This is a genomic window from Amycolatopsis sp. NPDC051128 (assembly GCF_040682715.1).
Lineage (GTDB): Bacteria > Actinomycetota > Actinomycetes > Mycobacteriales > Pseudonocardiaceae > Amycolatopsis.
In genome coordinates this window covers 1-22,634 of record NZ_JBFBBN010000006.1, presented here as the reverse complement: position 1 = coordinate 22,634, position 22,634 = coordinate 1, and the positions used below count along the sequence as shown (strand labels likewise).

The following is a 22,634-nucleotide window of genomic DNA, read 5'->3' as shown; positions in this document are numbered from 1 at the left end:
CCGCCGGAGCTCACCGGACCGGTGGTGTCAGGCGGTCACGGTCCGCGCGGGGATCCCGTGGTTCACCAGTCCGAACAGCCGGCTGTTGACCCACACCAGTGGCTGGATCAGCAGATCCACCCCGACCAGGAAGAACAGGGTGCCAAGCCCGGCCGGACCGCCGAGCGCGAAGCCGGCCCCGAGCAGCGTGAGCTCGATCGCCCCCTTGGCCGCCCAGAAAGGCCAGCGCCAGTGCGTGCCGATTTCGATGGCGAGCAGGTCGATGGAGCGGATTCCGAAGCCGCTCATGATGATCAGCGCCGATCCGTAGGCACACAGCACCGTGCCGGCCACCAGTACCGTCAGCGACGGTGCGGCGAACTTCGCCATCCAGTCGAGCCGCAGCTCCAGATCGATGATCGAGCCACAGAAGAAGAAGGTGAACAGGGGCGCGATCGGCGGGCGGCGGCGGCCCCAGAGCGCGACGACGCCGACGCAGACGACCGCCACCGACGTCTGGACGATCCCGACGGTCAGCGGCAGGTGCTCGAGGACACCGAGCGCGAACGTGTCCAGCGGGTCGGTGCCGAGCCGGGAGTGGATGAACAGATAGGCGCCCGCCGCGAAGTGCAGGCACCCCACGACGTACTTGCCGAGCGTCCGGGTCCGGGCCGCCACGAAGTCGAGCCGGGTGCCGGACGGCGGGAGCCGGATGTCCGTCTTCACCATTGGTGGATCCTCTTTCGTTTCGGGATACGAGGTACGGAGTCGAGGATCGGCCACCGAAATACGGCTCACCACATTACGGGCTGATCTTCCATGATTTCGACTAATAAGGAGCCTGATGTCCAGGAATCACGCGCTGCAGCGCGCTTCTTTTGCTGAAACCCCCCACGGCTGTTAAGCTCACGGAGGTGGGGAAGAGTACTTTGGACAGCCTGGAACTGCAGATCCTGCACGCCTTGCAGGTCGACGGCCGGATTTCCTTCAGCAGGCTGGGAAAAATACTGGGGGTTTCCGACCAGACCGTTGCGCGCCGGTACCGGCGGCTGCAGAGCGACATCGGCATGAGCGTGGTGGCCCGGCTGAAGCCGGCGCCGCTCAGGCAGGCGGAATGGTTCGTGCGCCTGCGCACCGCGCCGGACGCGGCCAAGTCGATCGCCGCCGCGCTGGCGCGCCGCGAGGACACTTCGTGGGTCAGCCTGACCTCGGGGGGAACCGAAATCGTCTGTGTCGTGCGGACCCCGGTCGTCGACGACCGGCGGCGCACGCTGCTGCACCGGCTGGCGAACACGCCGCAGGTGGTCTCGGTGACGGCGCACAAGATCCTCAACACCTTCGTCGGAGGGCCGGTCGCCTGGCCGGGCATGACCGACGAGCTGAGCAGGGAACAGCTGGATCTGCTGCACGCCGGCCTCCCCGAAGTGGACGAGGTGGACGAGGTCGTGCTCGGCGAAGGGGACCGGGCGATCCTCAACGCGCTGCTGGAAGACGGCCGCAGTTCGCTGCAGCGGCTGGCGGAGGTCAGCGGCTGGGCGGAGAACACCGTCCGCCGCCGGCTGGAGGCGTTGCGCGCGAACGGTGTCCTGTTCTTCGACATCGACGTGGACTTTCACCTGATCGGGTTCGACGCCCAGGTGCTGCTGTGGCTCCAGGTCCGGCCGCAGCGGCTGGTCCAGGTCGCCGAAGCGCTCACGCGGCATGCCGAAATCTCGTTCGCCGCCGCGACGACCGGCAGCACGAACCTGCTCGCCTTCGCCATCTGCCGGGACAGCAGGCACCTCTTCGAATATCTCACGGGTGAGATCGGCGGCCTCGACGGGATCGGCCACGTGGAAACGGCGCCGGTCATGCAGATCTTGAAGCTCGCCATAAGGATGACCCCCGAATGAGTGACGGCCGCGGGTCTCGATATGTGCCGTTGAGCGCGCTATTCTCGGAGTAGGCTTGGGGCTGCTCTTGGTGTGGTGTGCAGGCTTCCGGCATGGCCGCGGGGGCGCGGGGGAGAAATTTCAACTATTTGACGATACGTCGAAGAGGTGTCCGTATTCGACAGTGCGGACGCCGACTGGGGGGAATTTGTCGTGATATTTTCGATCATGGGGCCGCTCGAGCTCATCGCCGATTCGGGGCGGGTCCGGGTGAGCCCGAAGGTGGCCCAGGTGCTCGCGCTGCTGCTGGTGCGCAACGGGCAGTTCGTGTCCTGCGCGTCGCTCATCGAGGAGCTGTGGGAGGACACGCCGCCGAAGACCGCCGTGCCGACCATGCAGACCTACATCGTGCAGCTGCGGAAGATCCTCGCCGAGGTCACCGGGCTGAGCGCGGCCGAGGTGGCGGAAGAGGTGCTGCGGACGCGCCGGGCGGGCTACCAGCTGACCCTGCCGGACGAGGCGGTCGACCTGGCTGTCCATGACAACCTGCTGAACGCGGCCGAAGCCGCGCTGGCGACCGACCAGGACGCGGCCATCGCCTTGTGGCAGCGCGCCGACCGGCTGTGGCGGGGCGACCTCGCGGCGGACGTCGAACACGGCCGTCTCCTGCGCAGCGCGGCGGCTTCGCTGGCCGAGGCCCGGATCGCGGTCGCCGAGCGCCGTCTGGGCATCGAGCTGAACCGGGGCCGGCACCGCGAGGTGCTCGCCGAGCTCGCCGGGCTGGTGCGGGAGTATCCACTGCACGAGGGGCTGCACGCCAAGTACATGCTGGCCCTCTACCGCAGCGGATGCCGCGGCCGCGCACTCCAGTCTTACCACGGCCTGCGGCGCGCGATGGCCGACGAGCTGGGGGTCGAGCCGGCATTGCCGCTGCGCCGGCTTTTCGTGGACCTGCTGGGGGACAATGAGGTGCTGGAGCCTGCGGGCTGACGCACCGCCGGACCCGCGGCGTGCCGGTTGCCGAATCGAATCGCGAAGCATCCATGGTGGACGTCGAACACGTTCTGTCCATCGTGGACAATGATCGCGGGGGCTTCGGTCGTGCCGTGGCGTCGCCTGCTTCGGCCGGCGCGACCAGGTAGTTCGAGCCGGCTGACGTCCTAGACGTACTCCGAGATCTCGACGCCGTACGTGCCCGGCTCGAGGGCTTCGAAGATGTGCGGGACATCGCCTGGGTAGGAGATGTAGTCGCCGGGGTTCAGTTCCTCCGGCGCCTCCAGCACGCCGACCCGGGCGCGTCCCGCGCACAGCACGATGTGCTCCATCACGCCGGTCATGTGGGGATCCGACCGGCGTGGCGTGCCGGGCTCGGCGCGGATGAGGTACATGTCCCGCCGCGCCGACGGGGGACAGGCCGACAGCAGCGTGCACGCGTAGTCGGCATGTTCGGCGAACACCGTCGGGCCCTTGCCGGCGCGGATGACGCGGACCTTGGGACGGTCCGGCTCGACCAGCCGGGAGAACGGCACGTCGAGGGCGACGCCGAGTGCCCACAGCGTCTCGACGCTGGGGTTGCCGGTGCCGGATTCGAGCTGGGACAGCGTCGACTTGGCCAGGCCGGCGCGGCGCGCGACCTCGGTCAGCGACAGCCCCGCGCGGGTGCGCTCGCGGCGCAGCGATGCCGCGATGATCTCCAGCGGCGCCCCGGTGGCTTCCTGCGACATGGCGTTCGCTCCATCAGTCTGTCTGTTCGCCTTGACGAACATGCGGCCGAGCGTTCACTATAAAACACATGCGTTCGATCTGGCGAACACTCGATCGGGGCCTCGCCCGTGATGTCGGCCTGGTCTGTCTCGCCGATTGTCTCGTGGGCGTGTCCTACGGCGCCATCGCGGTGAGCTCGGGCTTCCCCCTGTGGCTGCCGATGCTGATGTCGCTGCTGGTCTTCGCCGGCGCGTCCCAGTTCATGTTCATCGGCATCGTGGCCGCCGGCGGCAACCCGTTCGCGGCCGTGCTCGCCGGGCTGCTGGCCAACGCGCGGCACCTGCCGTTCGGCTTCGCGATCGGCGACGTGCTCGGCCGCCGGTGGTCGGCCCGGCTGGCCGGCAGCCACCTGATGGTCGACGAATCGGTCGCGTTCGCGCTGGCCCAGCGGGAGGTGCACCGGCGCCGCGCGGCGTACTGGGCCTGCGGGATCGGCCTGTTCACGTGCTGGAACATCGGGGTGGTCGCCGGCGCGTTCGCCGGGACGGCGATCAGCGACACCGACGTCTTCGGCCTGGACGCCGCCTTCCCGGCGGTGCTGCTGGCGCTCGTGCTGCCCTCGCTGCGCGACAAGGCGGCCCGGCTGCCGGTGCTGATCGGGGTGGCGGTCGCGCTGGCCGCGACGCCGTTCCTGCCGGCCGGGCTGCCGGTGCTGCTCGCCTTGGCCGGCGTCGTGGCCGGGGTCGCGGCGAAGGAACCCCGGCTGGAGGAGGCGCGCTGATGGACGGGGTGGAGCTGCTGATCGGCACGGCCGTGCTGGCCGTCGGCACGTTCGCGTTCCGGTTCGCCGGGCCGGTGCTGCGCAGCCGGGTGAAGCTGTCGCCGAAGGCGGAACGGCTGATGGCGCTGGCGGCGGTCGTGCTGCTCGCCGCGCTGGTCGTGGTCAGCGCGCTGACCGAGGGACACGGGTTCGCCGGCTTCGCCCGGCCGGCCGGGGTGCTGGTCGCCGGCGTGCTGGCCTGGCGGAAGGCGCCGTTCGTGCTGGTGGTCGTGGCGGCCGCGGTCACCACGGCCCTGCTGCGCCTGGCCGGGGTGCCCTGACCGAGCCGTCCACCGCGCCGGCTCCGGCAAGGACCCGGCAAGTCTCTTGGCGAGGGGTGGCTGCGAGGGGTTCGTTGGTCGCGAATGACTCATTCGGGACCTGCGAGACTGCGAGGTCGCGAATGAGTCATTCGCGACACCAAGCCGAGTGGGGAGGCGGCCCGGAGGCGGCGGAAAGCGACTTTGCCGACCGCCGGGCTGACCTGCCGGTCAACCGGTGGGGCCGGGCGTCTAGGCTGGTGGGAAGGTCTTTCGGGAGGTCGGGTGTCGTCGGAGCCGCTCATCGGTGTGCTCGCCATGCAGGGCGCCGTGCGGGAGCACGTCGCGATGCTGGCGGAAGCGGGCGCGCGGGCGAAGCCGGTGCGCCGCGCCGCCGAGTTGTCCGAAGTGGACGGTCTGGTGCTGCCCGGCGGCGAGTCGACCACGATGTCGCGGCTGCTGGAGACCTTCGAGCTGCTGGAGCCGCTGCGGGCGCGGATCGCCGAGGGGCTGCCCGCGTTCGGCTCGTGCGCCGGGATGATCCTGCTCGCCCGGCAGACCCTCGACGGGCGGCCGGACCAGCAGCAGCTCGGCGGGCTCGACGTGGTCGTCCGGCGCAACGCCTTCGGCAGGCAGGTCGACTCGTTCGAAGCGGACCTCGACTTCGCCGGCGTCGAGGGCCCGGTGCACGCGGTGTTCATCCGGGCCCCGTGGGTCGAGAAGGCCGGTGACGGCGTCGAGGTGCTGGCCACGGTCAGCGGCGTGCCCGGCGTGGGAGACGAGGCCGCTAGGATCGTCGCGGTCCGGCAAGGGGCGGTGCTGGCGACCGCGTTCCACCCGGAACTGACGCCCGACGTGCGCGTGCACCGGCTGTTCGTCGACCTCGTGCGACAGGCTGCCTGAGACGCGGTGCCCGGCCGGGGTACGGAACAGATGGAGGAGAGATGAGCGGCCACTCCAAGTGGGCCACCACGAAGCACAAGAAGGCCAACCTCGACGCGAAGCGCGGCAAGCTCTTCGCGCGGTTGATCAAGAACATCGAGGTGGCCGCGCGGACCGGCACCGGTGGCGGCGACCCGGATGGCAACCCCACGCTCTACGACGCCATCCAGAAGGCGAAGAAGAACTCGGTCCCGCAGGACAACATCGAGCGCGCCCGCAAGCGCGGCGCCGGCGAAGAGGCCGGTGGCGCCGACTGGCAGGACATCACGTACGAGGGCTACGGCCCCAACGGCGTGGCGGTGCTGATCGAGTGCCTCACCGACAACAAGAACCGCGCCGCGATGGAGGTCCGCACCGCGCTCACGCGCAACAACGGCTCCCTCGCCGACCCGGGTTCGGTCGCCTACATGTTCAACCGCAAGGGCGTCGTGATCATGTCCAAGGGTGACGCCACCGAGGACGACGTCCTGATGGCGGTGCTCGACGCGGGCGCCGAAGAGGTCAACGACCTCGACGAGAGCTTCGAGATCGTCTGCGAAGGCGGCGACCTCGTGCCGGTGCGCAAGGCACTGCAGGATGCCGGGTTCGAGTACGAGTCCGCGGAGCTCACCTTCCTCCCGACGGTGAACGTGCCCTTGGACGTCGAGGGCGCGAAGAAGGTCTTCAGGCTGATCGACGCCCTCGAAGACTGCGACGACGTCCAGAACGTCTATGCGAACTTCGACGTTTCGGACGAGGTGCTCGCCGAAGTGGGCTGAGACGGTGAGGCGGCGCGGATGGCGTTCAGGCGTGTACGCACTGTGTAGCTTTCCAGAGGCCGAGGAACGGCGAAATGCGCCGAGGGAGCTGTCCCTCGGCGCATTTCTTTTTCCCTTGTCCCGCAAGGCGTTCCGGCGAGAACCGGAAACTTAACCGGACCGGGTACTGGGCGGCGGCGGGCTCGTCGGGCACAATGTGCGCCGTGACCTCGACGACCCCCGCCGCCTCCGCTGACATCGCCGACATCGCCGCCGAGCTGACCGCGGACGAACAGCGCCTCGTCGCCTGGATCGAGGAGCAGGCCAAGGACCGCGGCAACGCCGTCATCACGGTCGCCGGGGACGACCAGGGCGCCGGCTACTGCTTCACCGCCTGCGCGTGGGCGCTGCACAACGTGCCGGAGGCGGTGGTGGTCGGCCTCCCGGAGCAGATGGGCCCGGTCCTGCTCGACGCCTACGTCGACCGCGCGGCCAACGGCGAGATCTTCGAGGTCGGCACGCGCTACGACGACTTCTTCGACGGCGTCCCGGTGGTCTTCGAGCGCGTCGCCAAGGGGCACTACCCCCAGTACTTCGGCTCGGCGTTCCTCATCTACCCGGACGGCGACTTCCCGGCGCTGCAGCTGATCGTCGCGACGCCGGAGGGCAAGTTCCCCTGGCACCCGGACGCGCCGGCGGGCTTCGCCGAGTGGCAGCCGGTGCTGACCGAGAGCGGCGATCCGGAGAGCTGGACCCCCGGCGTCGACGGACCCTGAGTCACAGCGCGCGCAGGTCGGCGGCCGCTTCCGGGTACTCCAGAGCGAGTTCCGAAGCCGACGCGAACTCCACGCAGTCGTCGGTGTAGGGCGGCACGACGACCGTGCCGAGCAGGCTCCATTCCCCGCGCGTGACGGTGGCCTGCCAGGTCCCGGCGGGCACGACGACCTGGGGACGTTGCCCCGCGGCGACGTCGGTTCCCAGCACGGGCCGCTCGACCGAGCCGTCGGGGTGCAGCAGCAGCATCGCGGCCGGCGCGCCCGCGTGGTGCGCGTAGACCTCGACGCGGTCCAGCCGGTGCGGCGCGGAGTGCTCGGGCGCGACGAGCAGGTAGTAGATCGCGGACCCGGCGTCGGACCGCCAGCTCTGCGCCCACCGCCCGCCTTCGACGGGCAACGGCTGAAGGCCCAGGTGAATGACGAAATCCGACGGCTCCGGCATGTCACCCATCCTGCCGGACCGGCGCCCAGTAGCCTGCTAACTCGAACTGATGTTCGCGGCGGGAGGAATGCGGGTGCGGGTGCTCGGGGTCGACCCCGGTTTGACCAGGTGCGGCCTGGGAGTGGTCGACGGCGGCAAGGGCCGGGCCGTCCGCTGCGTCGCCGTCGACGTGGTGCGGACGCCGGCCGACGCCGATCTGGCGCACCGGCTGCTCGGCATCTCCGACGAGGTCGAGCGGTGGCTGGACAAGTACAAGCCCGCCGCCGTCGCGGTCGAGCGCGTCTTCGCCCAGCACAACGTCCGGACCGCGATGGGCACCGCGCAGGCCGGCGGGGTCGTCGCGCTGGCCGCCGCCCGGCGGGGGCTGCCCGTCGTCTTCCACACGCCGAGTGAGGTCAAGGCCGCCGTCAGCGGGTCGGGCCGGGCGGACAAGGCGCAGGTCACCGCCATGGTGATGCGCCTGCTCAACCTCGAGGTCGCGCCGAAGCCCGCGGACGCCGCGGACGCGCTCGCCCTCGCCATCTGCCACCTCTGGCGGGAGCCGATGCGAGCCCGGCTCGCCGAGGCCGAAGCCCGCGCGGCCGAGATGGCCCGCACGCACAAGGCCCGGCTCGCCGCCGCGGCGAAACAGGCGAAGAACCCAGGAGCAGCACGATGATCTCGTCGGTACGCGGTGAAGTCCTGTCGGTCGGGCTGGACCACGTGGTGGTCGAGGTCGGCGGCGTCGGCTTCGCCGTACAGGCCACCCCGGCGACGCTGGCCACCCTGCGCCGCGGCGAAGAAGCCCGGCTGCACACCGCGCTGGTCGTGCGCGAGGACTCGCTGACGTTGTTCGGCTTCGCCGACGCCGACGCGCGGGAGCTGTTCGGCCTGCTGCAGACGGTGTCCGGGATCGGGCCGCGGCTCGCGCTGGCCACCCTCGCCGTCCTCGACCCCGGCAAGCTGCGTGCCGCGCTGGTGGAAGGCAACATCACCGTGCTCACCTCGGTGCCCGGCATCGGCCGCAAGGGCGCCGAACGGCTCACCCTCGAACTGCGCGACAAGGTCACCTCCCTGGGCGGTGCCGGTGATCCGGCCGCCGTGTCCGCGCCGGGGGCGCTGCGGGCCGAGGTCGTCGAAGCGCTGGCCGGGCTCGGGTTCCCGGCGAAGCAGGCCGAGCAGGCGGTGGACAAGGTGCTGGCCGACGGCGACGGCCACACCACCCCGACCGTGCTGCGCGCCGCCCTGGCCACCCTCGGCCGGAAGCGGTAGGGCGCGTTGATGGACCATGACGCCGTGACCGACGAAGAGGACGACGCCCTCTCGGCGTGGGCCCAGACCGGCGACGAGAACGTCGAGGGCACGCTGCGGCCCCGCAAGCTCGACGAGTTCGTCGGCCAGCCGCGCGTGCGCGAGCAGCTGGAGCTGGTGCTGGAGAGCGCGCGGCGCCGCGGGGTGCCGCCCGACCACGTGCTGCTGTCCGGCCCGCCCGGGCTGGGTAAGACGTCGATGGCGATGATCGTCGCGGCCGAGCTGGGCGCGGCCATCCGGATCACCTCCGGCCCGGCGCTGGAACGCGCGGGCGACCTCGCCGCGATGCTGTCCAACCTCGCCCCCGGCGACGTGCTGTTCATCGACGAGATCCACCGGATCGCCCGCCCCGCCGAGGAGATGCTCTACCTGGCGATGGAGGACTTCCGGGTCGACGTCGTGGTCGGCAAGGGCCCGGGCGCCACGAGCATCCCGCTGGAGATCGCGCCGTTCACGCTGGTCGGGGCCACCACCCGGTCGGGCTCGCTGACCGGCCCGCTGCGGGACCGGTTCGGCTTCACCGGCCAGATGGAGTTCTACACCGACGCCGAGCTGGAGCTGGTCGTCCGGCGGGCGGCCACGATCCTCGACATCCCGATCGACCGCGACGGCTGCGCGGAGATCGCCCGCCGCTCGCGGGGCACGCCCCGGATCGCGAACCGGCTGCTGCGGCGCGTCCGCGACTACGCCGAGGTCCGCGCCGACGGCCGGGTGACCGTCGACGTCGCCCGCGCCGCGCTGGCCGTCTACGACGTCGACGAGCTCGGCCTCGACCGGCTCGACCGGGCCGTGCTCACCGCGCTGACCAAGTCCTTCGGCGGCGGGCCGGTGGGCATCTCGACGCTGGCGGTCGCCGTGGGGGAGGAGGCGACCACCGTGGAAGAGGTGTGCGAGCCGTACCTGGTCCGCGCCGGTATGCTCGCCCGCACCCCGCGTGGCCGGGTCGCCACCGCGACCGCGTGGGAACACCTCGGCATGGTCCCGCCCGCCGACCTGCCGGGGCGCCCCGACCAGGCCGGGCCGACGCTCTTCGAGCAGGCCTGACCGGCCGGTACCGGCGGGGTGGGTGCTGGCGTCCGCGCTGGTACCTGGCACACTTGACCGGAGCACATACCCAAAAACCGGACAATTCGGCTGGGCCCGGGTGTCCGTCGAACGGAGAATCATGCAACAGCTAATGCTGCCCCTGCTGCTCGTGCTCGTCCTCGCGGTGCCGCTGGTGATGAGCACGCGAAAGCAGAAGAAGCAGCAGGCGGCGCAGCAGGAACTGATGAGCAGCCTGTCGCCCGGTGACCGCGTGATGACCACTTCGGGTCTCTACGGCACCGTCGCCGACGCTTCGGGCGACACCACGATCGACATCGAGATCGCCCCCGGCGTCGTCACCACCTGGCTGCGGATCGCCGTCCGCGAGAAGGTGGAGCCGGTCGTCGAGATCGACGAGGACGCCACCGAGGAGGTGGACGCCCCCGCCGAGGAGACGATCGCCGAGCCGGTCGTCAAGGACGACGAGCCGCAGACCACCGCGCAGGTGGCGCCGCCGCTGGAGCACGGCAAGAAGTAAGCCCCGCGGGCTTCCTGGGCAGGCCGGAAAACCCCGACGAAAGTCGGTGTGGCCTCGCACGCCGGGCTCACGCAGCACCGAGTAGTGTCTCGGTGCTGCGTGCGTGTCCGCCGTCATACCCGTGCCCGGGAGTGAATCGCACACAGTCCCGGCCCGGAACCCTCCGGGCGGGCACCGCAACGTTGGGGTCCACCCAGTCCGAGGAGACCGAAGCACCGTGGCAGCATCGGCCGGGCATCTCCGCCCGGGACGCTATCTCGCCCTGTTCGCCCTGATCGTGATCGTGCTGTACGCGCTGGTGTTCCTCACCGGCAACCACAAGCCGACCCCGAAGCTGGGCATCGACCTGCAGGGCGGCACCCGGGTCACGCTCACCGCCCGTACTCCGGACGGCGGCCAGCCGACCCGGGAGTCCCTGAACCAGGCGCGCCAGATCATCGAACGGCGCGTCAACGGGATCGGCGTCGGCGGCACCGAGGTCCTCCTCGACGGCAACAACGTCGTCATCACCGTCCCCGGTGAGCAGGGCGACCAGGCGAAGAACCTGGGCAAGACCGCGAAGCTGGGCTTCCGGAAGGTGGTCTCGAACGCGACGCAGCCGGTCGTGCCGCCGCAGACGGCGCCGCCGCCGGCAGCGCCGAGCTCGGGGGCCCCCAGCACCTCGAAGCCGCCCGCGACGTCCGGTGCGCCGACGACGAGCAAGGCGGCCGGCGGTGGGGCGCCGGGTGCGGCGCCCGCGCAGCAGCAGAGCACGTCGCCCGCCCCGCCGAGCCCCAGCACGCCGCCCGCGTCGACCCCGGCGCCGGCACCCTCCGACGGTTCGGTCGACGCCGAGACCGCGAAGGAGATCCAGGCCGCCAAGTCGGTCCGGCAGAACCCGCAGCTGATCGGCAAGGACGGCCAGCCGAACCAGGAGCTCGTCGCGCAGGCGATGGCGTCGCTCACCTGCGCGCCGAACGCCAAGGACCCCCTCGAGGGCAACGACGACCCGAAGCTGCCGCTGGTCGCCTGCGGTGACCACGACACGTACAAGTACCTGCTGGAGCCGGAGTTCCTGCCGGGCACCGAGATCGCCGACGCGAACTCGGCCTACAACTCGCAGAACGGCCAGTGGGTGGTGAACCTCAGCTTCAAGAGCGAGGGCACCAAGATCTGGGGCGACTTCACGTCGAAGAACGTGAACCAGCAGGCCGCCTTCGTCCTCGACACGCAGGTCGTGTCCGCGCCGAACATCCAGGTGGCCATCCTCGACGGCAACACCCAGATCACCGGCAAGTTCACCCAGTCCGAGGCGAAGGACCTCTCGGACATCCTGAAGTACGGCTCGCTGCCGCTGTCGTTCGCGTCCTCCGACGCGACCACGGTGTCGGCGACCCTCGGCCTGGCCTCGCTGCAGGCCGGGCTCATCGCCGGCGGCATCGGCCTGCTGGTGGTGTTCATCTACTGCCTGTTCTACTACCGGCTGCTCGGGGTGCTCACCATCCTGTCGCTGGCGCTGTCCGGCGCGCTGGTGTTCGCGGTGCTGGTGCTGCTCGGCCGCTGGATCGGCTACACGCTGGACCTGGCGGGCATCGCCGGCCTGATCATCGCCATCGGTATCACGGCGGACTCGTTCGTCATCTACTTCGAACGGCTCAAGGACGAAATCCGGGAGGGCCGGACGTTCCGGTCCGCGGTGCCGCGCGGCTGGGTCCGCGCCCGGCGCACCATCCTGGCTTCGGACGGCGTGAGCTTCCTGGCCGCGGCCATCCTGTACGTCATCGCGGTCGGCGACGTCCAGGGCTTCGCGTTCACCCTCGGCATGTCCACGGTGCTCGACCTGGTGGTCGTGTACCTGGTGACGCACCCGCTGGTGGCCATGGTGTCCACGTCGAAGTCGTCGTTCCTGTCCAATCCGAGGCATCTGGGCCTCGGCGCCGTGCAGCAACTGGGTTCGCAGCGGAAGAAGTCGACCTCGGTCGGCCGCGCGAACGTGAAGGAGGCCTGACATGGGGGTCGAAGAACTGGGCACGGACGCCGAAGGCAACGCCAAGACGGTGGCGAAGCCCGGCAAGAAGGAAAGCGTCTTCCACCGGCTCTACGTGGGTACCGGCGCGTTCGACGTCGTCGGCAAGCGCAAGCGCTGGTACCTCTTTTTCGGCACGCTGGTGCTGGTGTGCCTCCTGTCGATGATCTTCCGCGGCTTCAACATCGGCATCGAGTTCGAGGGCGGCACGCAGATCCAGATGCCGGCCAACGGCACGCATGGCGTGATCACCGAGGACCAGGCCAAGGAGTCGTTCCAGAAGGCGCTCGGCCGTCCGGCCACGGAGACGCAGAAGGTCGGCACCGGGAACGCGTCGACCATCCAGATCCGCACCGACACGCTGAACGCCGGCGACGTCGCGAAGGTCAAGCAGGGCCTGTTCCAGGACCTGGGGCCGAAGGGCGTCAACGGCCAGCCCAGCGTCCAGGCGATCAGCGACAGCGCGGTGAGCGCGTCCTGGGGCGGCGAGATCTCGCAGAAGGCGCTGCTCGCGCTCGCGGTGTTCCTCGTCGCGGTGGTCATCTTCCTCGCGATCTACTTCGACGCGCGGATGGCCGTGGCGGCGCTGGTCTCGCTGCTGCACGACATCCTGGTCACCGCGGGCGTGTACTCGCTCGTCGGCTTCGAGGTCACCCCGGCGACCGTGATCGGCCTGCTGACGATCCTCGGGTTCTCGCTCTACGACACGGTGGTGGTGTTCGACAAGGTCCGCGAGAACACCCGCGGCCTGCTCGGGCTGACCCGCCGCACGTACGGCGAGGCCGCGAACCTGGCGCTGAACCAGACCCTGATGCGATCGTTCAACACGGCGTTCATCGCCCTGCTGCCGATCCTGGGCCTGCTGATCGTCGGGTACGTCCTGCTCGGCTCGGGCACGTTGCAGGACCTGGCGCTGGTGCAGCTGACCGGCACCCTGGTCGGCGTGCTGTCGTCGGTCGCGCTGGCCACGCCGCTGCTGGTCGACCTGAAGATGCGCGACCCGAAGTACGTGCAGCAGGCCGAGCGGGTCCGGCAGCGCCGGGTCAGCCAGGAGCGCAAGGCGGCCGGCGCGGGGGACTTCGACGCCTCGGACGACGACGCGCTGGCCAAGGAGCTGCGCAAGGAGAAGGCGTACGCGGCCGCGGCCAGCGTGCCCAACCGGATCCAGAAGCAGCGTCCGTCGGGCAAGCCGGCGGGCAAGCGGAAGCGCTGACGTGGACTTGGACGAGGCACTCGGCCTGATCGGCGAGGTACCGGACTTTCCGGAGCCCGGCGTACTGTTCCGCGACCTGAGCCCGCTGTTCGCGGACGCGGGCGCGTTCCGAGCGGTGACCGACGCGCTGGCGGGCAGCATCGACGCGGGTGTCGACGCGCTCGCCGGCGTGGAGGCCCGCGGGTTCCTGCTCGCCGCGGCCGTCGGGTACGCCCGCGGCCTCGGCGTGGTGCTCATCCGCAAGCCCGGCAAGCTTCCGCAGGTGGCGGGCCGGGTGGACTACGCGCTGGAGTACGGCACGGCGACGGTCGAGCTGCCCTCGGGCGTGGTCCGGCCGGGCCAGCGGATCGCCGTCCTCGACGACGTGCTGGCCACGGGCGGCACGGTCGCGGCGACGAGCAAGCTCCTCGAGGACGCCGGCGCGGTGGTCGAGAGCGTTTCCGTGGTCCTGGAGCTGGCCGCGCTGGGCGGCCGCAAGGCTCTCGGAGACCGGAAGGTCCACGCACTGCAGGTCTGCTGAAACCCGTCACCCGCGTGATCGGAGACCGATCTCGCGTGATTGGAGCCGTAACTCGCGAGATCCGGCTTCAATCACGCGAGTCACGGCTTCAATCACGCGGGTGACGGGTTCGCCGAGGTGAACCGGCAGGTCCACGGGCTCCGGTCACCCTGAACGGGCGCACCCGAGAGGGCCGCGAGGCGCAGCGGCTACCCTGGTGGTCCGAAGGCCGCACGAGCAGCAGGAGGTGCGGGTGAGCCAGGAGCTCGACGCCGCGGTGCCCAAGAAAGAGGGCGCCCAGCAGAGCGGGCAGGCGGCGGCACAGCCCGCGTCGCCGAAGCCGAACGGCGCGGCGCCGAACCCGTCCGCGACCCGGCGGGTCCGGGCGCGGCTCGCCCGGCGGATCACCGCGCAGCGCGCCGCCCCGGTCAAGCAGGTCCTCGAGCCCCTCGCCGTCATCCACCGCGAACTCCACCCGAACGGCGATCTCGGGCTGCTGCAGCGCGCCTACGACGTCGCCGAGGAGCTGCACCGGAACCAGCGGCGCAAGTCCGGCGACCCCTACATCACCCACCCCCTCGCCGTCGCCACCATCCTCGCCGAGCTGGGGATGGACACCACCACCCTGGTCGCGGCCCTGCTGCACGACACGGTCGAGGACACCGGCTACGCGGTCGAAAGCCTGAAGGCCGACTTCGGCGAGAAGGTCGCCGAGCTGGTCGACGGCGTCACGAAGCTGGACAAGGTCAAGCTCGGCACGTCCGCCGAGGCCGAAACCATCCGCAAGATGGTCATCGCGATGGCCAAGGACCCGCGGGTGCTGGTCATCAAGCTCGCCGACCGGCTGCACAACATGCGCACCATGCGGTTCCTGCCGCCGGAGAAGCAGGCCCGCAAGGCCCGCGAGACCCTCGAGGTGCTCGCGCCGCTGGCCCACCGGCTCGGCATGGCCACGGTGAAGTGGGAACTGGAGGACCTCGCGTTCGCCATCCTGCAGCCGAAGAAGTACGACGAGATCGTGCGCCTGGTCGCCGACCGCGCCCCCTCGCGCGACATCTACCTGCGGTCGGTCATCACCGACCTGACCAGCAACCTCGTCTCGTCGCGGATCACCGCCAAGGTCGAGGGCCGGCCGAAGCACTACTACTCGATCCACCAGAAGATGATCGTCCGCGGCCGCGACCTGGACGACATCCACGACCTGGTCGGCGTGCGGATCCTGGTCGAGGACGTCCGCGACTGCTACGCGGCGATGGGCGTCGTGCACGCGCTGTGGCAGCCGGTGCCCGGCCGGTTCAAGGACTACATCGCGCAGCCGCGGTTCGGCGTCTACCAGTCGCTGCACACCACGGTGATCGGCCCGGACGGCAAGCCCCTCGAGGTGCAGATCCGCACCTACGAGATGCACCGCACCGCCGAGTACGGCATCGCCGCGCACTGGCGGTACAAGGAGACCAAGGGCACGCACAACGGCAACGCCATGGACGTCGACGAGATGGCGTGGATGCGCCAGCTCCTCGACTGGCAGCGCGAGGCGGCGGACCCGGGCGACTTCCTCGAGTCGCTGCGCTACGAACTGGCCTCGCGCGAGATCTTCGTGTTCACGCCGAAGGGTGACGTGATCACGCTGCCGGTGGAGTCGACGCCGGTCGACTTCGCCTACGCCGTGCACACCGAGGTGGGGCACCGCTGCATCGGCGCCCGCGTCAACGGCCGGCTGGTCGCGCTCGAGCGGAAGCTCGAGAACGGCGAAGTCATCGAGATCTTCACGTCGAAGGCGGAGAGCGCCGGCCCGAGCCGCGACTGGCTGCAGTTCGCCGGTTCGCCGAAGGCCCGCGCCAAGATCCGGCAGTGGTTCGCCAAGGAACGCCGCGACGAGGCGATCGAAGGCGGCAAGGAAGCCATCACCAAGGAGATCCGCAAGGTCGGGCTGCCGATCCAGCGGCTGGTCTCCGCGGAGTCGATGGGCGCGGTGGCCACCGAACTGCGCCACGCCGACATCTCGTCGCTGTACGCGGCGGTCGGGGAGGGCCACACCAGCGCGAAGCACGTCGTGCAGCGGCTGGTGGCGCTGATCGGCGGGGTCGACGCGGCGGAGGAGGAACTCGCCGAGCGGGCCACGCCGTCGACGGTGACCCGGCGCCGCGGCTCCAACGACGTCGGCGTCGTGGTCAAGGGCGCCAGCGACGTCTGGGCGAAGCTCGCCCGCTGCTGCACCCCGGTGCCGGGCGACGAGATTCTCGGCTTCGTCACCCGCGGCGGCGGTGTCTCGGTGCACCGGACCGACTGCACGAACGCCGGTGACCTGCAGTCCCAGCCCGAGCGGCTGGTCGAGGTCGAATGGGCGCCGTCGGCGTCGTCGGTGTTCCTGGTCGCCATCCAGGTCGAGGCGCTCGACCGGCACCGGCTGCTCTCGGACGTGACCAAGGTGCTGGCCGACGAGAAGGTCAACATCCTGTCGGCCTCGGTGACGACGTCCCGCGACCGGGTCGCGGTCAGCCGGTTCTCGTTCGAGATGGGCGACCCGAAGCACCTCGGCCACGTCCTCAAGGTGGTCCGCGGCGTGGAAGGCGTCTACGACGTCTACCGCGTGACCTCGGCGTCCTAGAAGGCGGGCCGCGGCGTGGCGGTCCGAATTGAACGAAATCGCGCGCGGGTGACGCTGTTGTCGTAACCCGTCCGGCCGTCCGCCGAGGAATTGCCGGCAACGGCACCGGACCATTTCCGGAATCGAAGATCGTGCCCTATTCCCGGGCAAGATCATGGCCGAAATGCCGCCCCGGACGCTGTTCGGCGCGTGCTACGGTCGGCGAATCGCACTGGTGGACCGTCGAACCTTCCGGAGAAACCCGAGGGAGCAGCATGTCCGCAGGCCCGGCTGACGACACCACGCGTTACCTGTGCGCGGCGTCCTACCTCGATCCCGGCTACAGCACGCGGGCGATCACCGAGTTCCTCGTCGAGCCCACCCGGCCGGTGCCGCCGTCGCAGGGGCTCGACGCGGGCCGCGTGCTCACGGAGGCGGTACGGGCGCGGGTGCGCCGGAAGAACTACGACGGCCTGCTGGTGGGGCTCATGGTCGTCGTCATCGGGCTGTCGTGGGACAACCCGATGCTCTACGGCTGGATCGCGCTGTCGGTCGTGCTCATGCTCGCCAGGGCGAAGAAAGGCGCGTACGCGTCTCAGCGGCCGTTCAACCCGAAGACGGCGGCCGTGCTCGGGGCCGCCGTCGTGGTCGCCTGGTTGCTGCTGGCTTACGGCGACGAGCTCTTCGGCTCCGACGACCGGTATTACCGCGACTACGACTACTACTACGAAGAATCCAGCGGTGGTGACACCGCCCGGCTCGTCGTCGGCATCGTGCTCGCCGTGGTCGTGTTCGTGCTGGTGACGGTCGAACGCTGGTCCCTGTGGAACCTGCTGACGACGCGCTTCAAGCGTCACACCGCGCCCACGCCGGGCGGCGGCCTCATCGGGCTGTTCACCGAAGACTTCCGCGGGCAGCTCGCCCATTACCAGGGGGACGGCGAACCCGCCGAGACGCCCGGCGCGCCACTGGTGGTGTACCGCGGCTACAACCCGTTCGTGGGAGCCGGGTTCCGCCGGGACGCGTGGTCCATGGCGATCCCGCTGGAGCGGCTCGACGACGAAGAAGGCGACCCGGAGACGCGGCGGGAACTCACCACCGAGACGTTGTACGAGGAGATCCGCGTCGCGATCGGGAACCTCCGCGAATCGCGCACGCTGTCGCCGGACCACCGGCTGGCCGGGCTGACCGTGACCGAGGCGGTGTACACCCCGGCGTCCGAGCTCCTCGACCACCTGGCGGAGCCGGAGGCCGCGGCCTACCTGCCGGACATCGGGCACGCGCCGCACACGCGGCTGAGCGCGGCCGACGTCGACCGGCTCCGGACGGAGCCGAAGGAATGGGCGCGCTACTACCTGTGCTTCCAGGTGGAGACCTGGGACCGGGAACTGGTGCTCACCACTTTCCTGCACGTCGCGGTGGACGACACGACGCTGTACGTCGAGTGGACGCCGTTCATGCTGCCGCCGATCCGGGCCGAATACCGCGTGGTGGACAAGATGCGCCAGGACTCGCTGCGCCCGTTCGGCCAGGGCCTGCTGGCCTGGCTGGAAATGCCGGCGAGCCTGCCGGGCCGGATCGCGAACCTCGTGTCGTGGATCCGCCAGCCGAAGCGCGAGCCCGGTGTCCTCGACCCGGACCGCTACGGCGCCGGGAACACCCTGCGCGAGCTCGCGTCGGTGAACCTGTTCACCGACTACTTCCAGCTCGTCGACATCGAACGGTACGAGAAGATCATCGAAAGCCGGCTCCTGCCGTCGATCGGCCGGCTGCTCGGCGAGGCCGGGTTCTCGACGGCGAAGTTCGAGGAGCAGGCGGCGGTCGTGATCAACAACGACATCACCATCGGCGGCGACAACCGCGGCCCGATCACCCAGACCGGGCAGAGGGGCCCCCGGCCGCGCCCGCCGAGGACAGCCGGCCGCCTGACCAGGACGGAGGCCTGATGGGACACCGCATCACGAACAAGGTCAGCATCGGCGGCGACAACTCGGGCCGCATCACCCAGACCGGCATCGAGGGCGGCGACACCGGCACCACGGTCGCGTCGTTGCTGGGACTGGTCGAGCGGCTGACCGCCGAGGTGCGCGGCAAGGATCTCGCGAAGCAGGAGGTCCTGGAGGACACGCTGACCGACCTGACGGCGGACCTGCGCGCGGGCGACGCGGCGGAGCCGGCGGTGGTGCGCAGCCGCTGGGAAAAGGTGAAGGGCCTGCTGGGCGGGCTGGCGCAGTTCTCCGAGCTGGTGGCGAAGATCTCCGACCAGGTGCAGAAGATCTTCACCTAGTGTCGCGCGTCCAAGGGTTCGTTGACGGGGCCCGGGTTTGCGCCCCAATGTGGCTTTGGGTGCGTTGGACGCACCGAACGCCACGTTGGGGCGCTCGGCCCGAACGTCGAACAACTTGCGACGCGCGACACTAGCCCGGACGCCGCTGGGAACCGTTCGGCAGAAGGAACTTCCGCAGCAGGGCGTTGACTTCTTCGGGGCGTTCCATTGACGGCAGGTGCCCGGTGTCGGCGAGCTCCACCAGTTCCGCGTCCGGCAACGACTCCGCGAGGTGCGCCGACAGCTCCACCAGTCCCGGCGCGTCCGACGTCCCGATGACCACCAGCGCCGGCGTCCGGATCTCGGCCAGCCGGTGGCGGGTGTCCGGGATCCGCTCCGTCCACTGTGGAGCCGTCCAGCCGTGCCGGTACACCTGCTCGCACATTTCCCGGACCAGCGCGAGCATCCCGGCCGGCAGCACGGACACGTCCCGCTCCGGCCCGGCGACGAGGTAGCGGATGTTGGCGTCCGCCATCGCGCGCACGTCCGCCGGATCGACGTCAGCCTCGCGGGCGGCGTAGCGGGCGAGGCGGCCGTCCGGGACCGCTTCGGCGGCCAGCCGCGCGAAGTCCGCCTGCATGTGGTCCGGCCAGGTGTGCCCGGTGAGGCCCGAACCGAGCAGCGCCAGCCGGGTGATCCGCTCCGGGGCGGCCAGCGCGGCGTCCAGCGCGCACGCCCCGCCCATCGACGCCCCGACCAGCGCCGCCTGCTCGATCCCCCGGGCATCGAGCAAGGCCAGCAGGTCTTCGTAGTGGGCGTACTCGCCGGGACTGTCGGCCGTTTCGCCGAAGCCGCGGCGGTCGTAGCGGATCACCCGGTGGGTGGCGGCGAGCGCGGTGAACTGGGCGTCCCACATCCTGCGGTCGCCCAGGGCGGCGTGCAGCAGGACGACCGCGGGCCCCTCACCCGCTTCGTCGTAGCCGAACGCCGTCCCGCCCACCTCGATCATCGCCATGGCCCCAAGCTAGCCACCCGACCGCGTCACACACCGCCGGTTTCGCTCAGGGCGAGCGTCTAGCTCCGCCTTCCTCCCCACCACCGCCCTCAACGGAGGCGCTTCGCGCCGCTGTTAGATTCCCGCCATGACCGACGGATTCCACCTGACCCGCGACGGCGAGATCGCCCGGCTCACGCTGACCCGGCCGGAGAAGATGAACGCGATCACCTACGGCATGTGGTCGGCGATCCCGGCCGTCGTGGCCGAGGTGGAGGCCGACCCGGCGCTGAAGGTGCTGGTGATCGCGGGCGCGGGCAAGCACTTCTCCGCGGGCGCGGACATCAGCGAGTTCGGCGAGCTGCGGACGACGGCGGAAGGCGCGGCGAGCTACGACAAGGCCGTCGAGGGCGCGGTGGCCGCGCTGACCGCGATGCGGAAGCCCTCGGTGGCGATGATCCAGGGCAACTGCATCGGCGGCGGCTGCCAGGTGTCGGTCGCCTGCGACTTCCGGTTCGCCGCCGAAGGCGCGCGGTTCGGCATCACCCCGGCGAAGCTCGGCATCGTCTACCACTTCGATTCGACGCGGCAGCTCGTGTCGCTCGTCGGTCCGGCGCACGCCAAGTACTTCCTGCTCTCCGGTGAGCTGATCACGGCGGGTCGTGCCCGCGAGATCGGCCTGCTCAACGACGTCTTCCCGGCCGGCGACCTGGAGTCGTCGACGTTGGAGTTCGCGGCGACGCTGTGCGCGCGCTCCCAGGCGTCGATCCGCGGGATGAACCGGATCATCGAGAAGATCGTCGCCGGGCAGGAGACCTCGGACGCCGAGGTCGAAGAGATCCGCTCCGAAGCGCTGCACGGCGAGGACTACGCGGAGGGCGTCGCCGCGTTCCTGGCGCGCCGCCCGCCGCGCTTCACCCACCGCTGACCGCTCAGGCTTCCAGGTATTCGCGGAAGTGCACGGCGACCACGTCCGTGACGCCCGCGGGATCGAGCCTGCCGTCGATTTCGATGACGCGGATGCCGAGCGCCCGCGCCGACCGCACGGCCTGCGCCGCCAGCATCCGGTCGCGGGTCAGCCGGGTCCGCTGCTCCGGGATCGTGGGCTCGTCCGGCCGGTGCCGCAGCTGGTGCTGGCGGAACAGCTCGGTCGGCACCAGCACCACCATCCGGCCCGGCGAATCCACCAGCGGGGCGACGAGGTCGGGGCGCAGCCCCTGCCCCTCCGCGAGGATCGGCCGCGGCGACATGAGCGCGCGCAGGTCTTCCAGCGCCCAGCGGAAGCGCAGCCGCGCCTCCGCGAGGGTTTCGTTCAACAGGTCCGCGGCCGTGGCGCCGACCGGGGGCGCGACCGGGCCGCCGTCGCCCCGGTCGTCGTGGTGGTAGGTGGTCAGCCCGTGCCGCTCGGCCAGGAGCCGGGCGACGGTGGACTTTCCGGTCCAGGGCGCGCCGCCGATCCACAACGCCTTGTGCAGAGTCCCGAACGGATCCCAGGTCATCGTCCGACTATCGCGGCACCGGTGGGCCGAAGGCCAGTGTTCCGGCGCCGGTTGCGCCGTTCAGCGCAGAGTGACCCGGCACGTACTGGGGGCCACGACGTCGCCGGTCACGACCGATCGCCTTGCTCGTCGACGACGAGCACGGTGGAGCTGTCCGCGAAGCCCGGCTCCTGGCCGAGCCGGAAGTGGAACCGCGTGCCCGGCCGGATCGCGGCGATCACCTGGGTGCCGGCCGTGTCGAGCACGATGATCGAGTGCTCGGCCGTGATCGGTTCGTCCCGCAGCAGCACCTCCGGCGCGGTGTCCGGCCGCGGCCGGGGGACGACGACCGGGATCGGCAGGGTCCCGCTGACCGAGCCGGCCCCGTCGTCGTCCTCCTCGTCCTCCTCGGGTGCGAGCGGCACGAACGGTGGCGGAGGGAGGAGCTGGTGGCGGCGCCGCCACCAGAGCCCGGCGATCAGGCCGGTCAGCAGGCCACCGGTGCCGCTGACGGCCGAGGCCAGCCCGACGCCGAGGCCCGGCGTCTCTTCGGCCGGAACGGGGGCCTGCGCGGCCGGGGCGGGCGGTGGCGCCGCGGGCAGCGGTGCCGTGGGCAGCGGCCCGAACCGCACGGCGGGGTCCTCGGCGTCGTCGGGCAGCTGGAGCACCTGGCCGGGCTCGATCGCCGTGGCATCGGTGAACGGCGTCCCGTCCGGCCGCGGCCTACCCTGGTTGAGCCGGAAGATTTCGGGGAAGCGCTGCCCGTCGCCGAGCGCGCGTTCGGCGATCCGGAACAGCGTGATGTCGTCCGGGTTCTCGGCGTGCGGGACGACGAAGTACTTCACCGACGGCGGAGGCGGCGGCTCGTTCTGCGCGAGCGCCGGGCCGCCGGCGAACACGGCGAAGAGGACACCGGCGCAGGCGACCTGGCCGCTTCGCCCGAGGACACGGCGCACCGCGGGAACCCGGTTTTCGACCATCGTCGGCACCTCTCCCCGGAGACCCGTGCGGGGTCCCGGTGTTGCCCCCTTACACGGGGCCGGTGCGGACGTGGTTCAGATCTTGCTCCCGGGTGGGTGGTCGGCAACGACGTGAACGGCCAAGGCCGGGAGTAAGGATTCCTCTGCCGCGCAAGCGGTCAACGGAAGGCCGTGAATGGCCCAATTATGGTGTGTATTTAGCACAAATTGGAATTAAAGGGAGTGGG

General features: G+C 70.6%; 24 protein-coding genes. 18 read left to right on the top strand and 6 right to left on the bottom strand.

The window, feature by feature from the left end:
• Positions 1-27: 27 nt before the first annotated feature.
• Positions 28-708, bottom strand: a complete 681-nt coding sequence (locus AB0M82_RS09100) for a hypothetical protein (RefSeq protein ID WP_364719002.1) — start codon at positions 706-708, stop codon at positions 28-30.
• Positions 709-893: 185 nt separating this feature from the next.
• Between AB0M82_RS09100 and AB0M82_RS09095 the strand changes: the two genes are divergently transcribed.
• Positions 894-1,871, top strand: a complete 978-nt coding sequence (locus tag AB0M82_RS09095; protein WP_364718999.1) for an AsnC family transcriptional regulator — start codon at positions 894-896, stop codon at positions 1,869-1,871.
• 207 nt (positions 1,872-2,078) lie between these two features.
• Positions 2,079-2,840, top strand: coding sequence for an AfsR/SARP family transcriptional regulator (locus AB0M82_RS09090; protein WP_364718996.1), 762 nt, complete (start codon positions 2,079-2,081; stop codon positions 2,838-2,840).
• Between the two features lie 170 nt (positions 2,841-3,010).
• Here the strand turns inward: AB0M82_RS09090 and AB0M82_RS09085 are convergent, their stop codons facing one another.
• Positions 3,011-3,574, bottom strand: coding sequence for an XRE family transcriptional regulator (locus tag AB0M82_RS09085; RefSeq protein ID WP_364718993.1), 564 nt, complete (start codon positions 3,572-3,574; stop codon positions 3,011-3,013).
• Between the two features lie 68 nt (positions 3,575-3,642).
• On the opposite strand from AB0M82_RS09085, the gene AB0M82_RS09080 reads away from it, so the two are divergent.
• The 5 genes from AB0M82_RS09080 (at position 3,643) to AB0M82_RS09060 (ending at position 7,089) form a co-directional block, all read left to right on the top strand.
• The gene (locus tag AB0M82_RS09080) at positions 3,643-4,335 is read left to right on the top strand and encodes an AzlC family ABC transporter permease (RefSeq protein WP_364718991.1); all 693 of its coding nucleotides are present in this window, start codon (positions 3,643-3,645) and stop codon (positions 4,333-4,335) included.
• Positions 4,335-4,655, top strand: coding sequence for an AzlD domain-containing protein (locus tag AB0M82_RS09075; RefSeq protein WP_364718988.1), 321 nt, complete (start codon positions 4,335-4,337; stop codon positions 4,653-4,655). Before AB0M82_RS09080 ends, AB0M82_RS09075 begins: the two co-directional genes overlap by 1 nt.
• Before the next feature lie 264 nt (positions 4,656-4,919).
• Positions 4,920-5,537, top strand: coding sequence for a pyridoxal 5'-phosphate synthase glutaminase subunit PdxT (gene pdxT, locus AB0M82_RS09070; RefSeq protein WP_364718986.1), 618 nt, complete (start codon positions 4,920-4,922; stop codon positions 5,535-5,537).
• Between the two features lie 41 nt (positions 5,538-5,578).
• Positions 5,579-6,334, top strand: coding sequence for a YebC/PmpR family DNA-binding transcriptional regulator (locus AB0M82_RS09065; RefSeq protein ID WP_364718984.1), 756 nt, complete (start codon positions 5,579-5,581; stop codon positions 6,332-6,334).
• 194 nt (positions 6,335-6,528) lie between these two features.
• Entirely contained in the window at positions 6,529-7,089 is a 561-nt protein-coding gene (locus AB0M82_RS09060; RefSeq protein ID WP_364718983.1) for a DUF4262 domain-containing protein, read from the top strand.
• Position 7,090: 1 nt separating this feature from the next.
• On the opposite strand, the gene AB0M82_RS09055 is transcribed toward AB0M82_RS09060, so the two are convergent.
• Complete coding sequence (locus AB0M82_RS09055) at positions 7,091-7,531, bottom strand: cupin domain-containing protein (RefSeq protein ID WP_364718980.1); 441 nt, start codon at positions 7,529-7,531, stop codon at positions 7,091-7,093.
• A 73-nt stretch (positions 7,532-7,604) separates the two neighbouring features.
• On the opposite strand from AB0M82_RS09055, the gene ruvC reads away from it, so the two are divergent.
• The 10 genes from ruvC to AB0M82_RS09005 all read left to right on the top strand — a co-directional run bounded on the left by ruvC (position 7,605) and on the right by AB0M82_RS09005 (position 18,976).
• Complete coding sequence (gene ruvC, locus AB0M82_RS09050; protein WP_364719464.1) at positions 7,605-8,189, top strand: crossover junction endodeoxyribonuclease RuvC; 585 nt, start codon at positions 7,605-7,607, stop codon at positions 8,187-8,189.
• The gene (ruvA, locus tag AB0M82_RS09045) at positions 8,186-8,782 is read left to right on the top strand and encodes a Holliday junction branch migration protein RuvA (protein WP_364718978.1); all 597 of its coding nucleotides are present in this window, start codon (positions 8,186-8,188) and stop codon (positions 8,780-8,782) included. Before ruvC ends, ruvA begins: the two co-directional genes overlap by 4 nt.
• A gap of 9 nt (positions 8,783-8,791) precedes the next feature.
• Positions 8,792-9,865, top strand: coding sequence for a Holliday junction branch migration DNA helicase RuvB (ruvB, locus tag AB0M82_RS09040; protein WP_364718975.1), 1,074 nt, complete (start codon positions 8,792-8,794; stop codon positions 9,863-9,865).
• A gap of 121 nt (positions 9,866-9,986) precedes the next feature.
• Positions 9,987-10,385 (top strand): preprotein translocase subunit YajC, encoded by a 399-nt coding sequence (gene yajC / locus AB0M82_RS09035; RefSeq protein ID WP_364718973.1) that lies wholly within the window; start codon positions 9,987-9,989, stop codon positions 10,383-10,385.
• 217 nt (positions 10,386-10,602) lie between these two features.
• Positions 10,603-12,372: a protein translocase subunit SecD gene (gene secD / locus AB0M82_RS09030; protein WP_364718970.1), complete on the top strand. Its 1,770-nt coding sequence runs from the start codon at positions 10,603-10,605 to the stop codon at positions 12,370-12,372.
• A 1-nt stretch (position 12,373) separates the two neighbouring features.
• Entirely contained in the window at positions 12,374-13,603 is a 1,230-nt protein-coding gene (secF, locus tag AB0M82_RS09025) for a protein translocase subunit SecF (protein ID WP_364718967.1), read from the top strand.
• Position 13,604: 1 nt separating this feature from the next.
• On the top strand, positions 13,605-14,123 hold the full coding sequence (locus AB0M82_RS09020) for an adenine phosphoribosyltransferase (RefSeq protein WP_364718964.1): 519 nt from the start codon (positions 13,605-13,607) through the stop codon (positions 14,121-14,123).
• 232 nt (positions 14,124-14,355) lie between these two features.
• On the top strand, positions 14,356-16,710 hold the full coding sequence (locus tag AB0M82_RS09015) for a bifunctional (p)ppGpp synthetase/guanosine-3',5'-bis(diphosphate) 3'-pyrophosphohydrolase (protein WP_364718962.1): 2,355 nt from the start codon (positions 14,356-14,358) through the stop codon (positions 16,708-16,710).
• Between the two features lie 254 nt (positions 16,711-16,964).
• Complete coding sequence (locus AB0M82_RS09010; RefSeq protein WP_364718959.1) at positions 16,965-18,635, top strand: hypothetical protein; 1,671 nt, start codon at positions 16,965-16,967, stop codon at positions 18,633-18,635.
• Positions 18,635-18,976: a hypothetical protein gene (locus AB0M82_RS09005; RefSeq protein ID WP_364718956.1), complete on the top strand. Its 342-nt coding sequence runs from the start codon at positions 18,635-18,637 to the stop codon at positions 18,974-18,976. Before AB0M82_RS09010 ends, AB0M82_RS09005 begins: the two co-directional genes overlap by 1 nt.
• Before the next feature lie 130 nt (positions 18,977-19,106).
• Here AB0M82_RS09005 and AB0M82_RS09000 read toward each other — a convergent pair whose 3' ends face one another.
• A complete protein-coding gene (locus AB0M82_RS09000) occupies positions 19,107-19,970 on the bottom strand; it encodes an alpha/beta hydrolase (RefSeq protein WP_364718954.1) in 864 nt (287 codons plus the stop codon).
• A 127-nt stretch (positions 19,971-20,097) separates the two neighbouring features.
• On the opposite strand from AB0M82_RS09000, the gene AB0M82_RS08995 reads away from it, so the two are divergent.
• Positions 20,098-20,877, top strand: a complete 780-nt coding sequence (locus tag AB0M82_RS08995; protein ID WP_364718952.1) for an enoyl-CoA hydratase-related protein — start codon at positions 20,098-20,100, stop codon at positions 20,875-20,877.
• A gap of 4 nt (positions 20,878-20,881) precedes the next feature.
• On the opposite strand, the gene AB0M82_RS08990 is transcribed toward AB0M82_RS08995, so the two are convergent.
• Positions 20,882-21,448: a hypothetical protein gene (locus AB0M82_RS08990; RefSeq protein WP_364718950.1), complete on the bottom strand. Its 567-nt coding sequence runs from the start codon at positions 21,446-21,448 to the stop codon at positions 20,882-20,884.
• 107 nt (positions 21,449-21,555) lie between these two features.
• Entirely contained in the window at positions 21,556-22,407 is an 852-nt protein-coding gene (locus AB0M82_RS08985) for a hypothetical protein (RefSeq protein ID WP_364718948.1), read from the bottom strand.
• Positions 22,408-22,634 lie beyond the last annotated feature (227 nt).

Bases quoted from the DNA above. Each gene is read 5' to 3' on its own strand.
- yajC (WP_364718973.1), top strand. From the start codon at position 9,987: ATGCAACAGCTAATGCTGCCCCTGCTGCTCGTGCTCGTCCTCGCGGTG.
- AB0M82_RS08995 (WP_364718952.1), top strand. From the start codon at position 20,098: ATGACCGACGGATTCCACCTGACCCGCGACGGCGAGATCGCCCGGCTC.
- AB0M82_RS09055 (WP_364718980.1), bottom strand. From the start codon at position 7,531: ATGCCGGAGCCGTCGGATTTCGTCATTCACCTGGGCCTTCAGCCGTTG.
- AB0M82_RS09065 (WP_364718984.1), top strand. From the start codon at position 5,579: ATGAGCGGCCACTCCAAGTGGGCCACCACGAAGCACAAGAAGGCCAAC.
- AB0M82_RS09000 (WP_364718954.1), bottom strand. From the start codon at position 19,970: ATGGCGATGATCGAGGTGGGCGGGACGGCGTTCGGCTACGACGAAGCG.
- AB0M82_RS09100 (WP_364719002.1), bottom strand. From the start codon at position 708: ATGGTGAAGACGGACATCCGGCTCCCGCCGTCCGGCACCCGGCTCGAC.
- AB0M82_RS09085 (WP_364718993.1), bottom strand. From the start codon at position 3,574: ATGTCGCAGGAAGCCACCGGGGCGCCGCTGGAGATCATCGCGGCATCG.
- ruvB (WP_364718975.1), top strand. From the start codon at position 8,792: ATGGACCATGACGCCGTGACCGACGAAGAGGACGACGCCCTCTCGGCG.
- AB0M82_RS08985 (WP_364718948.1), bottom strand. From the start codon at position 22,407: ATGGTCGAAAACCGGGTTCCCGCGGTGCGCCGTGTCCTCGGGCGAAGC.
- AB0M82_RS09060 (WP_364718983.1), top strand. From the start codon at position 6,529: ATGTGCGCCGTGACCTCGACGACCCCCGCCGCCTCCGCTGACATCGCC.
- AB0M82_RS09090 (WP_364718996.1), top strand. From the start codon at position 2,079: ATGGGGCCGCTCGAGCTCATCGCCGATTCGGGGCGGGTCCGGGTGAGC.
- AB0M82_RS09075 (WP_364718988.1), top strand. From the start codon at position 4,335: ATGGACGGGGTGGAGCTGCTGATCGGCACGGCCGTGCTGGCCGTCGGC.
- ruvA (WP_364718978.1), top strand. From the start codon at position 8,186: ATGATCTCGTCGGTACGCGGTGAAGTCCTGTCGGTCGGGCTGGACCAC.
- AB0M82_RS08990 (WP_364718950.1), bottom strand. From the start codon at position 21,448: ATGACCTGGGATCCGTTCGGGACTCTGCACAAGGCGTTGTGGATCGGC.
- AB0M82_RS09080 (WP_364718991.1), top strand. From the start codon at position 3,643: ATGCGTTCGATCTGGCGAACACTCGATCGGGGCCTCGCCCGTGATGTC.
- AB0M82_RS09005 (WP_364718956.1), top strand. From the start codon at position 18,635: ATGGGACACCGCATCACGAACAAGGTCAGCATCGGCGGCGACAACTCG.
- AB0M82_RS09010 (WP_364718959.1), top strand. From the start codon at position 16,965: ATGTCCGCAGGCCCGGCTGACGACACCACGCGTTACCTGTGCGCGGCG.
- secF (WP_364718967.1), top strand. From the start codon at position 12,374: ATGGGGGTCGAAGAACTGGGCACGGACGCCGAAGGCAACGCCAAGACG.